Origin of the sequence: Vibrio fluminensis (assembly GCF_015278125.1) — a bacterium.
GTDB classification, from domain to species: domain Bacteria; phylum Pseudomonadota; class Gammaproteobacteria; order Enterobacterales; family Vibrionaceae; genus Vibrio; species Vibrio fluminensis.
Genome location: NZ_JADILO010000003.1, coordinates 105,418 through 118,032 on the forward strand (window position 1 = coordinate 105,418; position 12,615 = coordinate 118,032).

Sequence of the window (12,615 nt, forward strand, 5' to 3'; positions counted from 1 at the left end):
CTCATTGGTCGAACAAATAGGACATTTGTCCCAAGCTCTGGCTATTTAGGCAAAACGAGAATTAACTCACGTCTATTGTTAGTCATGAAATCGCTATTGAACTGGCGAACTATCTAAAAATCAGCAACTTATTTAGAAGGTCCAATACTAGACCATCATCACATTGTTCGGTGTAGATTTTGAAACACCTGTAAGGATTTGTAATCATCAAGCGTTCCCATCAAGGATGTCGCTATGATTTCAGTCTCTCTTGTCGATGACCATATTATGGTTCGCTCAGGTTTTGCCCAGTTATTGGCATGTGAACCAGACATAAAAATCCACAGTGAATTTGATAACGCTCATGAGGCGTATCGCGTGCTATCGGCATCCAATATTGACGTCGCGGTGATTGATATCTCAATGCCTGATGAAAGTGGTTTAGTTCTATTAGAGAAACTGCGTAAAAAACAGCCTGAATTAAAAGCGATTATTCTCAGCATTTATGATTCCGCTTCGTTTGTGAGTAAAGCGATTGAGGTGGGCGCGTTTGGCTATTTATCAAAGCGTTGTGGACCTGAAGAGTTAGTCACCGCTATTCGCAAAGTCGCGGCAGGCGATCACTATTTATGTACTGATGCACTCATCAATCTGAGTAACGCCTCTTCTTCGCCTTCGGTACTTAAAGAGCTGACTAAGCGCGAACGTGAGGTATTTGACCATTTAATTCAGGGACTCGATGTTAAAGAGGTCGGTAACAAACTTTCGATTAGCCACAAAACCATTCACGTTCATCGTGCCAATATTTTGAGTAAGCTGAATCTGTCCAATAACGTTGATCTAATTCGCTTTGCACTGCAGCACAAATTGCTGAGTGATGAAGCAGTATGAGTGAAGTCGCCCGGCGAAAACATTTACCGAAACTGATTCTAACTCATGGTTTTAGTTATTCTTTTGCGATTCTTGGTTACGTAATTTGTTGGTTCTGCCTATGGAATGTCAGCCTCTATCTTTCTCATGACATTCTGTTGGCCGGCTTATTGTTGCCAACCGGTTTTAAACTGGCCGTTTACACTTTAACCACGCGTAAGCTATGGCCTTGGTTCACCGCAGCTGAAATTATCCTCGTATGGAGTTTGATTCAACTCACCAATGAGGCTGCGTACAGTTATTTGTTGATCTTGTTTGCCTGCTTTAACCACGCCATTGCAGTTATATTCCAAACCATTTGGCGACCATTGCAGATCTATTGGCAACGACTGCTTGCCTTGTCTGGTCTCGCCATAGCCTATGCGTTGGCGTGTGGTTTCGCTCTGCTTCTGCTCACTAAACCAATTGGATTAGGCGCGGTATATGCGTTTCAAGGAGCCATCGCAGCCTTAACTGGCGGCATACTCCTCGCACCCTTTATTTATCTCGTCTATGACTATTTACTGCGCCAAGTATGGCAACCGCTTACACCAACTCTAATTCATCAAGAGGTGTCGCTACGTGCTTCGGCATTGGTTTGGTGTTTGCTCTTTTTCGCTATTGGTCTGTTTACTGAGCTCACCCTACTTGAGCAGATGAAACCGCTGGCACTACTGATCTTTTTACTGCCCAATATCTTTATGGCTTATCGCTATGGCTGGCAAGGTGGCGTGCTTGCTAGCGTGATGAACAGTATTCTCCTATCGACTGCGCGCCAAGTCACTGGGTCATTTGACAGTGATTTAGAACTGCAAACCTTTATCTCTACTCAGGCTCTGATTGGCTTAGGGCTAGGTATTGCTATCAGCAGACAATACTTCCTCGCCCAGCAGCTTCACCGAGCCAATAAAAAGTTAGAGCAAGAGCTGGCAAGCAAACAACAGTTAGCCAGACAATTGGTTCACGTAGAAGAAGATATTCGCAAATCGGTTGCCCGTGAGCTGCATGATGAAATCGGGCAAAATATTACAGCAATTCAAATTCAGTCGATGCTGACCAAACGGCTTGCTAAAGATGAACAGCAAATCAACATCGCTAATACCACTAATGAACTCGCGCTGCGAATTCACAATTCCACTCGGCAACTGCTTAAGCAGCTTCGTCCTCACGCGCTCGATGAACTCGGGCTCGAGAGTGCTATTCGCCAACTGGCAGCAGAAATGCGCTTTGATGAACGCGGCATCGATTTTCGCCTCAATTTTGGCATCTTTGCCGACCGTCTCGATGACATTACTGCGGTAACACTTTACCGCATCGTACAAGAGCTACTGAATAACACCTGTAAGCACGCAGAGGCGACTCAAGTGCAACTGTCATTAGTGCCAGGCGATCGCTTTAGCCTCGAACTGCGGGACAACGGCATTGGTCTGCCTGATAACTGGCGACTCAAAGGGCAAGGCTTAAAAGGCATTGAAGAGCGAATTAGTGCGCTCGGTGGCACCATGAGCATAACTTCTAACTCATTGGGTAGCCGAATATTTGTTAACTTACCCACAAAACACAAAACACCTCCGCCAAACTAGGAAATTTTCCTAGTGATATATAAAACCGTCCAATTCATTTCAGTTATGGCTTGGTTACCATTCTTTCATGCCAAGGAGAGGAGCTCGTGTTAACAGCGAACAAAAACCTAAATCAGATTGACGAAACTTACCGTTACTGGCGGCTTCACTTAATGATGGTGATGTATGTTGGCTACGGCGTTTTCTACTTTACTCGCAAGAGCCTGAACTTTGCGATGCCAAGTATGATCACCGATTTAGGTTTAGACACGGCCGATATTGGTATTTTGGGAACGTTATTTTACATCACTTATGGCGTGTCTAAGTTTCTCTCTGGCATGGTAAGTGACCAGACCAAGCCTGCTTATTTTATGGGGCTTGGGCTGATCTTTACCGGTGTTATCAATATTGCTTTTGGTCTGAGTTCTTCCCTGTTTGCCTTCGCGGTGCTTTGGACATTAAACGCGTTCTTTCAGGGTTGGGGATGGCCACCATGTGCCAAGCTGCTGACCAGTTGGTACTCACGTTCTGAACGGGGTTTTTGGTGGTCAATTTGGAATACTTGCCACAACTTGAGTGGCGCGATCATTCCAATCAGTATTGGTTTCGCTGCGGTCACTTGGGGCTGGCGCTTTGGCTTTATTCTTCCCGGCTCGTTGGCAATTCTAGTGGGGATTGTGCTCTGTTTTCGCTTGCGGGATAAACCCAGTTCAATGGGGTTACCTACCGTTGGCGAATGGCGAGACGACCAATTGGAAAAAGTGCATGAGGCTGAAGGTAAAGGGCTGCCATTTTGGCAAGTAGTGAAAACCTACGTACTGGGTAACAAATACATTTGGTTACTGTGCAGCTCTTACTTGCTGGTATATGTGGTACGCATTGCAATCAATGATTGGGGCAACCTCTATCTAACTCAGCGCCACCAATACCAGCTATTTAGTGCCAATGGCGTGGTCGCCATGTTTGAAATTGGTGGATTTCTTGGCTCACTGTTTGGTGGCTGGGGTTCGGACAAATTCTTTCACGGTAATCGTGCACCAATGATTTTGTTGTTCGCACTGGGGATCTTTGTTTCTGTTGCCGCGTTATGGCTCACCCCACTAGACAATTTCGTCATTTTGTCAGGCTGTTTTTTTGCGATTGGTTTCTTTGTCTTTGGCCCACAGATGATGATTGGTATGGCCGCGGCGGAGTGTTCACACAAAGATGCGGCTGGCACCGCGACAGGCTTTGTAGGTCTATTTGCCTACATTGGTGCTGCGCTAGCGGGTTACCCACTCGCACTGATAATTGACCAGTTTAACTGGGAAGGATTTTTCAGCGTAATTACGCTCTCGGCAGCACTAATTGGCTTGTTGATCCTTCCTTTTGTTAAAGCTCAGCAACGGGCAGGGATAGCTATAACCTAACTTAATAAATTCCCTCTCGTTGTTTTTATACCGCAAGGACTTACCAACCCTACAGTTGGATACAACAAGAGGAAATAACATGAAAGTTGGAACAAAACGCAGCTTACTCTCAGCCTGCATCCTTGGTGCGGCAATGGCAACTCCGCAAGCCATGGCAGATGGTCGCTTGGTCGTTTACTGCAGTGCGACCAATGCTATGTGTGAAGCAGCAACCAAAGCTTTCTCTGAAAAATACGATGTAAAAACATCATTTGTCCGTAACGGTTCTGGCAGTACCTTGGCAAAAATCGACGCTGAGAAGAAGAACCCACGTGCAGACGTATGGTATGGCGGCACACTCGATCCTCAATCTCAAGGTGGTGAGATGGATCTGTTACACGCTTACAAATCTCCTCAACTTGAATTCATCATGGATGACTTCAAAGATCCAGCCAAACGCAAGGGCAACTACTCTTCGGCAGTTTACATGGGTATTCTTGGCTTTGGTGTCAATAAAGACCGCTTGGCAGAAAAAGGGCTTGAAATTCCACGCTGTTGGAGCGACCTAACCAAGCCGGAATACGCCGGTGAAATCCAAATCTCTGACCCACAAAGCTCTGGTACTGCTTATACTGCGCTCGCAACCTTTATCCAACTTTGGGATGAAGACAAAGCGTTTAACTACTTTAAAGATCTAGACAAAAACGTTTCTCAATACACCAAATCTGGTGTTACCCCTTCTCGTAACGCAGCGCGTGGCGAAGTGGCTATCGGTATCGGCTTCTTACACGACTACTCTCTAGAGCAATCAAAAGGTGCACCACTTGAGCTGATCTCACCTTGTGAAGGTACCGGCTACGAAATTGGTGGCGTAAGTATCATCAAAGGTGCGCGTAACCTAGACAACGCACAGAAATTCCTTGATTTCGTGCTATCGAAAGAAGGTCAGGAAACTGCATGGAAAAAAGGTAAATCTTTCCAAATCTTAACCAATACAACCGCAGAACAGTCACCAAACGCTCTTGATCCAAACACACTTGAGCTCATTGACTACGACATGGAGACATATGGTTCATCAGACGAACGTAAACGCTTGATCAACAAGTGGGTTAACGTCGTCAAGATGGGTCAATAATCCAACTGTGTGGGTGATGGTATTCGCCATCACCCTACTCGCTCATGAATCTAGGTATTTATTATGAACGAACTCACCGCGCACATTAGCCCTGAATCTACTAAGCGCGATCCAGTATTTTACTGGCTAGTGAGCTTAGTAGTAGCTTTCGTCCTTCTTCCTGTTTTCGCTCTCGACTATGGATTGCTCGACTCAACTTCGGATGAGTTTCGTGCTGCCATGGGTTGGAGCAGTTTTAATATTTCGTGGTTATGGTTCGCCCTACCTGCAGTCTTGTTGCTGCGCCCGATTCAAGCGCAAAACAAATACGCAAAACTTCGTCATCAATTTGATATTGGCTATTCGGCATTTTGTATGCTGTTTGTGGTCATCTCATCTTGGTACACCGAACAAGGGATGGGGTATGCGACCATCGCCCTGTTTATCGTGCTTGGCGCCGTGATGACTCTCGCCTTCTCGCGCTTAGAATACCTTGGCGGTGACGTCTTTGTTATTGGCTCGCTGATTTCGATCATTTTGCTCATCACTGTCTTTATCATCTACCCTAGCTTCGCCATCTTCGTGCCAATGTTCGAAGATGACATGGGCAATTTTGTTGCCTGGCAGTTTGTCGATATTCTTAGTAGTTCCCATATTATCCGTATCGTATTTAACTCGGTTGGTCTGGGTGTTGCGGTGGGTATTGGTGCAACCTTCTTCGGCTTGATTTTCGCAATTTACACTACGCGTATTGCTGAACGCAGTGCATTCATTGCGCGTATTTTCTCAATTTTACCTATTGTTACCCCACCATTTGTGGTCGGTCTGGGTGTAACCTTAATGCTCGGTCGTTCCGGCTATATTACTGAACTGATGGTTGACTGGTTTGGCTTACAACAAACTAACTGGTTGTATGGCTTTACCGGGATTTGGCTGGCACAAGTGCTAGCATTTGCTCCGATGTCATTTATGATCTTAGATGGCGCGATGAAATCACTGCACCCATCATTAGAAGAAGCATCTTACACCTTGCGTGCCAACCGCTATCAGACTTTCTTCAAGATCGTTATGCCGCTGCTTAAACCAGCGTTAGCCAACAGTTTCTTGATTATTTTTGTTCAGTCACTGGCTGACTTTAGTAACCCATTAGTTCTTGGCGGTAGCTTTGACGTGCTGGCGACGCAAATCTACTTCTACATTGCCGGTGCGCAGCTCGACTATGCTTCAGCAAGTACACTTGGCGCAGTTTTGCTGTTGTTCTCATTAGCGATCTTCGTTGTTCAATACCTCTGGATTGGTAAACGCTCATACGTGACGATTTCGGGTAAGTCATACCGTGGTGACGTACAGCCATTGCCAACGACCTTAAAACACACCGTATCAGGTTTGCTCTACTTCTGGATGGCATTCAACATCCTACTTTACGGCAGCATCTTCTACGGCAGCTTCACCGTGAACTGGGGGGTGGATTACAGCTTAACGTTCGCTAACTACCTCAACCTATTCGGCAGTGGCTTTAGTGAAGGGGCATGGCCATCGCTTATCACCACTATGATTTACGCTGGTGTCGCCGCGCCACTGACCGCTTTCTTTGGTCTGCTTATCGCTTACATCGTGGTGCGTCAGCAGTTCCATGGTAAGAAGGTTATCGAATTTGCCACTATGCTTTGTTTTGCTGTCCCGGGAACGGTAGCAGGTGTGTCATACATCTTAGCGTTTAACGATGCGCCCATGTATCTAACTGGTACCGCAGCCATCGTGGTGATTTCAATGGTAATGCGTAACGTACCTGTCGGTATTCGTTCGGGCATTGCAGGGCTTGGTCAGCTTGATAAAGCGCTAGATGAGGCCTCGCTCAGTCTGCGCGCCAACTCGCTCAAAACTATTACCCATATTCTATTGCCGCTACTGCGCCCAGCGATTCTATCCACCCTGGTGTTTAGCTTTGTGCGAGCGATGACGACCGTCAGTGCGATCATTTTCTTGGTGACCCCAGAAACTCGCGTCGCAACCTCATACATTCTTAACCGTGTTGAGGATGGTGAATACGGCATTGCCATCGCCTATGGCTCAATTCTGATTGTTGTCATGTTAGCCATTATTTTAATTTTTGATTTTCTTGTCGGTGAAGCGCGCGTCTCGCGTTCCAAAGCCAATAACCAAGAGTAGCAATTGGAGATATAACTCATGGAAAAAGAAAACTTTGTAGTCCTTAAAAATGTCTGCAAGCGCTTTGGGGATAAGACCGTTATCGGCGATTTAGACCTTGAGATTAAAAAAGGCGCACTCGTCACTCTATTAGGTCCTTCTGGCTGCGGTAAAACCACGGTATTGCGTTTGGTCGCGGGTCTTGAGAAACCAACCAGCGGACAGATTTTTATCGACGGTGAAGATGTCACTAACACTTCGATTCAACACCGTGACATCTGTATGGTGTTTCAGTCCTATGCCCTCTTCCCGCACATGTCACTGGCAGATAACGTCGGCTATGGTCTTAAAATGCTCGGGATGGAAAAAGCCGAGATCAAGCAACGCGTCAATGATGCACTAAAACTGGTCGATCTCGAAGGTTTTGGTGAACGCTACGTTGACCAAATCTCTGGTGGTCAACAGCAGCGTGTCGCACTTGCACGTGCGCTGGTACTCAAACCAAAAGTACTGCTGTTCGACGAACCGCTGAGTAACCTTGATGCTAACTTGCGCCGCAATATGCGTGAGACCATCCGTGAACTGCAACAGCGCTTTAATATCACCTCACTTTACGTGACTCATGACCAAGCGGAAGCGTTCGCAGTGTCTGATACGGTTATCGTAATGAAAGACGGTGACATCATGCAGCAAGGTACACCAACAGAGTTGTATCAACATCCTGCATCAATGTTTATGGCAAACTTCATGGGTGAAGCCAACATGTTTAGTGGTGAGTTCGATGGCGAATATATCGATATTCATGGCTATCGCTTAACAGCCAACCAAAACAATGTGACAGGTATTGAGGCTGGTGACTACGAAATTGGTGTACGACCAGAAGCTATCCTACTGACGGAAGAAGGCGACGCTTGTCAGCAATGCCAAGTCAGCAGCTTTGCGTATATGGGCTCGATGTATGAGGTGGTCGTACAGTGGCAAGGCCACGAATTGCTGCTGCAGCTTAACTCATCGCAATTCGATGCGAGCTACGCCGACCATGCCTACTTAACTATTAACCCTAACGGGGTGTTCCTGTTGCCGAAAACTCCTCAAAGGTAATTCGGCCATTTTTAAAACCTTGCCATTGGTATAGCCGCTTACATTTAAACCCTCAGTAAGCGGCCTTTTTTTATCGATACAAAGGTTCAGCAATACCGGAATCCGCTATATAAAGTTGGAAATTTCAAGTGAATATTGATGCACGCCAATCCTTAGAACTAAAGAGGATCACTCGAACTGAGTTAACCAGCCTTTTAGGAGCATATTCATTTGCTTCTTCTGACTTGCACTCATGCCTTTAACTAGCTTAATTTGTACTGCGGCATGCTCTTCAATGATTTGATCAATCAAAGTAAAGCCTTGTTCTGTCAGTTCAACGGTGACACTGCGACGATCTTCTTTGCTGTGCTCACGGCAAATTAACCCTTTCGATTCCAATTTATCTAAGCGATTAGTCATTGCGCCCGAGGTGAGCATCATCGAATCAATTAACTCTGAAGGGGTTAAGCGATATGGTTTGCCGCTTCGACGTAAAGACGCCAGCACGTCAAACTCACCTAGCTTCAGATCGTAACTCTTATGCAGACGAGCGACTTCCGTTTCCATATATTTAGCAATGCGCATCAAACGACCCATGATCGCCATTGGCTCAGTTTCTAGATCCGGCTTTTCCCTTGCCCATTGTTCTACCACTCTATCGATAGCGTCCATGAATATTATTCTCCAGTACTAATGCTGATTAAATATCTTAACATAAAGATACTTTACAAACATAGATTTTAGGCGTACCTTTGACACAAAAGTATCTTAACGTAAAGATAAATTCAATGAATATACTACTTGCCATGATTCCGGCGTTCTTTTGGGGAACCACTTATGCAGTGACGCAGTTTACTCTTGCTGATTGGCCCCCATTATTACTGGGTGCGATTCGCGCATTGCCGGCGGGATTACTGTTGTTGGCATTTAGACCAAGCTTGCCTAAAAAGGATGACTGGAAGACTCTATTTGGTCTGGGGCTAATTAACATCGCCACCTTCTTTGGTCTGATTTTTGTTATGGCATTGACCTTACCTTCTGCAATTTCAGGGGTGGGGATGATCTCAGTGCCTGTCTTTGCCATGCTGTACAACTGGCTGATCAACAAACAGCGCCCAGGGATCATTCAATCACTATGTGGAGCTGCTTTAATTGCACTTGCATGGATGCTGTTTGATCCAAGTTCAATCAGCTTAAACCCGCTTGGGCTTGGTGCGATGTTCGCCGCCATTCTTTGCATTGTGATAGGTAGCTCGATCACCAAATCGCTTGGCAACCGTATGCATTGGTGGACGGTGCTAACATGGCAACTGATTCTAGGTGGCGTCATCTTGTTTATTGCTTCTAGCGTGCATGCTGCTATCGAACCAGACAAATACCTAACGGTGATTGAAGGTTTCTCTTCAACCAATTTAGCAGGCTTGTTGTGGGTGGTGGGACTAAATACTGCACTAGGTTATGGGATGTATGTATGGCTGCTGCAGCGCATGTCGGTGGTGGATTTTACCTTCGGTGGGATTGCCAACCCTATTGCAGGAATACTGTCTGGCTTAGTGTTGCTAGGTGAAAGTTTTACGCCTTTCCAATACAGCCTAATGATCGGCATGATCATCATGTCTTTACTGCCGCAAGCCATACTTGCAATTAGACAAAATAAAACCCCACCAGCACATATCAAACTCTAACTACCAAGCCGCTTAATATTGAGCGGCTTTCACTTATCAGCGCAAGCACATCAACAACTGCTCTTAATTTCCAATATTCTTTCCCGTCTTGAATGGAATCCAATTACGCGTCAGAACTCATACGTTTAACACCACGATTTAATAATGTATTTTGCACCAGAAGCACGACGTTTTGCGACATGCTTCCAGAGTTTCTGGCCTCAAATTTCTTTAACACCCATCAACGATTTAACTCATGCCACAATAGTTCTCGAAGTAAACCCTATCATTCACTTCAAAAGGTCAGCAGAGTCTATTAGTTCAAATCATAATGTTCTCGCTCAACGCCTTTTGTCCTCAAGCAAAGCTCTGTTTTTGAAATGAAAAAATTCCTTATCAAATTGACTGTTTTTTCGGTTGTTGGCTGTTTCTTGTTTATGATCTATGTGTTTACCAACCAAGGAATAAAAATGGCGTATGGATGTTACGTATCAAGCGATTGGATAAAGGTAAAAGCACACTTAGTTGAAGCGCAAGTAGCAAAAAGTGAGTATGTGGATATGGATCGCCATACTAAAATATACTTTGGCCCAGAGGTAAAGTACCGCTACGCCTACAATGGTGAACAATTCTTGGGCGAGCGCTACTCATGGACAGTGGTTTACGACAAAAGTGAGCGACTTTTGGCTGCACAAAGATTAGTTGAAAGTTATCAAACTCAATCTCCAATTACAGTATTTATCAATCCTGATGCACCTAGAGAATCCGTAATCGAACGCTGCGAAAGCCGTTCTTATCTCCAATTATTAGTTATCTGCGCGATCTTGCTCGTTATAACTTTGAGTGTATTTTGGATTGTTCGCAAAAACTAACCTCTGCATCAACACCGCGTCATTGCCATACGTTGCACGAATATTGTCATTCATTAGAGCGACAAAACCTAACCTTGCCCAGTAACTATCAGCCCCTTGAACCGCAACGAGATTGATTTTCTTCATACCTAGCTTCTCTGTTAGCGTAAGAACTTGCTTAATCAACAATCGTCCCACGCCTTTCCCTTGTACCCTTGCGCTAACAGCCATGTCGTGGATAAAAAACTGATCTCTTCCTTTGGCTGACGTTAATGGCTCAAATAACTTTGGCGGGGTTGAGCAATCCCAAGGATGCGACAGTAGGTAACCAGCGATATCACCTTCTAATGTTTCACAGACAAAACAGCTGGTTGGTGACACAATGCTTTTACTTTTCAGCACCTCTAACTCTTCAAGCACACCATCATGATATACCTCTGCCTGAATTCTAAGTATTGAGTCCCAATCAGACTCTAACACTGCCCTAACCTTCAAACTCCACCTCAATAAAACGTAGTATTTTAGGTATCACACATTTAAATTTACGTGAAACCATCATTTCAATACAAATACCATCTTTATTAAGGTTATTTACAACTAAAGCAACTCGATAAAGTCAATATTGAGATCTTAGGTATCTTTTGATTACACCGACACCATTATTGAAAAGCTAACCAAAGTGCTCATCTTTGCGCGTATCTAACCAAAAGTCATAGTTTTTCATTACTTTTGAAAATTCAGGGCTTTGAATATAACCATTCAACCAAGTCCGTAAGCGAGGATAAGGACTATTACGAAACCACTGCTTATCAACTCGCGCATATTTGCGCAAAAATGGTACTAACGCGATATCCACAAGGCTCTCTTGGTCGGAGAACAAAAAGGGATGTTTGACTAGTCGTGACTCCAGCTTGTCGAGTGCTATTTCGCAGTGATGACGTAACTCTGATTGGTGATTTTCATGGTAGCGTTTGGCACAAGCGAACGCATTAAGGGCGGGGACAAACTTACGCTCAAACTCATCAATAACTGTCAGCATTGCAGGTAATGATTCTGCATCGTCGCTTTGCAATAGATGACCAGGATCATTCAAAGATAATGCCCAAAGCATAATATCCAAGCTTTCATCAAATACCTGATAGTCAAATTGTGCATTGTTCGTCTCCATATCGATTTGTGGCACAAGCAAAACTGGCACACTCCCCTTTGGCGAAGCCGCTAACATTTCCGATGGTTTGTTGTTGAGTTTGATTGAGCGAATAAGCACGGTTTGCTTCGCTTTAATTAATGCGAAACGAGCCCTGATGGCATAAGGGCAATTGTGCAACGAATAGAGAATAGGCAGTGATGGTTCGCGCATCGTAATCACCTCCCTATGTATGTGATGAAAGCGCAGATACATCATGCAATAGCACTAAACCTCCAGCAAGAAAGACCATTAAAAAGCGAATTCTAATTGTGACTATCCTTACACGAAAGTGCTTACACAAAAATAGAAGCGTTGAGGTGTCTGTCCCTGTAAAGCATGTTCAGCGTTTATACTGGGTTGGGCAATAAGCACGTGAGACCTCGGGACTGCGCAATTTTAAGTGCTTGGTTTTTCTGCCCGTGACTCTGGCGCGCCATAGTTTGAAGCTGGCTGGTTTCAAATGACGCCGCATTACTAAGATGACCTCATGCTCTGACAAACCATACTGGTGATCAATAGCTTCAAAAGGCGTGCGATCCTCCCATGCCATCTCAATTACTCGCGATAAAATTTCCTTGGATAGAACCATTACTCAGTCTCCGTAAATCAGTCTGTATTACGTCCCCTTATTCACTTAAGTTCACCCAAACTGAGATTCTTAACTAACGATTGGAAAAGGTTGCTATGGATTGCCCACTTATTTCACGACCTGCGTAAAAGGACGAGACTGG

Annotated in this window: 12 protein-coding genes; 8 read left to right on the top strand and 4 right to left on the bottom strand. The window is 44.9% G+C overall.

Going from position 1 to position 12,615, the window contains the following annotated elements; translation table 11 throughout:
• Positions 1-234: 234 nt before the first annotated feature.
• From IRQ95_RS04255 to fbpC, 6 genes are all read left to right on the top strand, one after another.
• Complete coding sequence (locus tag IRQ95_RS04255; RefSeq protein ID WP_123783488.1) at positions 235-870, top strand: response regulator; 636 nt, start codon at positions 235-237, stop codon at positions 868-870.
• Complete coding sequence (gene uhpB / locus IRQ95_RS04260) at positions 867-2,471, top strand: signal transduction histidine-protein kinase/phosphatase UhpB (RefSeq protein ID WP_194435760.1); 1,605 nt, start codon at positions 867-869, stop codon at positions 2,469-2,471. The genes IRQ95_RS04255 and uhpB overlap by 4 nt, the downstream gene beginning before the upstream one ends.
• 86 nt (positions 2,472-2,557) lie before the next feature.
• Positions 2,558-3,859 (top strand): MFS transporter family glucose-6-phosphate receptor UhpC, encoded by a 1,302-nt coding sequence (gene uhpC, locus IRQ95_RS04265; protein WP_194435762.1) that lies wholly within the window; start codon positions 2,558-2,560, stop codon positions 3,857-3,859.
• A 79-nt stretch (positions 3,860-3,938) separates the two neighbouring features.
• A complete protein-coding gene (locus IRQ95_RS04270; RefSeq protein WP_194435763.1) occupies positions 3,939-4,973 on the top strand; it encodes an ABC transporter substrate-binding protein in 1,035 nt (344 codons plus the stop codon).
• A gap of 63 nt (positions 4,974-5,036) precedes the next feature.
• Positions 5,037-7,121: an ABC transporter permease gene (locus IRQ95_RS04275; RefSeq protein ID WP_194435764.1), complete on the top strand. Its 2,085-nt coding sequence runs from the start codon at positions 5,037-5,039 to the stop codon at positions 7,119-7,121.
• Positions 7,122-7,139: 18 nt separating this feature from the next.
• Positions 7,140-8,201, top strand: a complete 1,062-nt coding sequence (gene fbpC / locus IRQ95_RS04280; protein ID WP_194435765.1) for a ferric ABC transporter ATP-binding protein — start codon at positions 7,140-7,142, stop codon at positions 8,199-8,201.
• A 168-nt stretch (positions 8,202-8,369) separates the two neighbouring features.
• Here the strand turns inward: fbpC and IRQ95_RS04285 are convergent, their stop codons facing one another.
• Positions 8,370-8,852, bottom strand: a complete 483-nt coding sequence (locus IRQ95_RS04285) for a MarR family winged helix-turn-helix transcriptional regulator (protein ID WP_194435766.1) — start codon at positions 8,850-8,852, stop codon at positions 8,370-8,372.
• Between the two features lie 116 nt (positions 8,853-8,968).
• Here IRQ95_RS04285 and IRQ95_RS04290 point away from each other — a divergent pair, with 116 nt between their 5' ends.
• Entirely contained in the window at positions 8,969-9,865 is an 897-nt protein-coding gene (locus IRQ95_RS04290) for a DMT family transporter (protein WP_194435767.1), read from the top strand.
• 359 nt (positions 9,866-10,224) lie between these two features.
• Entirely contained in the window at positions 10,225-10,716 is a 492-nt protein-coding gene (locus IRQ95_RS04295; protein ID WP_194435768.1) for a DUF3592 domain-containing protein, read from the top strand.
• On the opposite strand, the gene IRQ95_RS04300 is transcribed toward IRQ95_RS04295, so the two are convergent.
• The 3 genes from IRQ95_RS04300 to IRQ95_RS04310 form a co-directional block, all read right to left on the bottom strand.
• A complete protein-coding gene (locus IRQ95_RS04300) occupies positions 10,651-11,175 on the bottom strand; it encodes a GNAT family N-acetyltransferase (protein WP_348541579.1) in 525 nt (174 codons plus the stop codon). The genes IRQ95_RS04295 and IRQ95_RS04300 overlap by 66 nt on opposite strands.
• Positions 11,176-11,365: 190 nt before the next feature.
• Complete coding sequence (locus IRQ95_RS04305) at positions 11,366-12,055, bottom strand: glutathione S-transferase (protein ID WP_194435770.1); 690 nt, start codon at positions 12,053-12,055, stop codon at positions 11,366-11,368.
• 169 nt (positions 12,056-12,224) lie between these two features.
• Positions 12,225-12,473, bottom strand: a complete 249-nt coding sequence (locus tag IRQ95_RS04310) for a TIGR03643 family protein (RefSeq protein ID WP_194435771.1) — start codon at positions 12,471-12,473, stop codon at positions 12,225-12,227.
• Positions 12,474-12,615 lie beyond the last annotated feature (142 nt).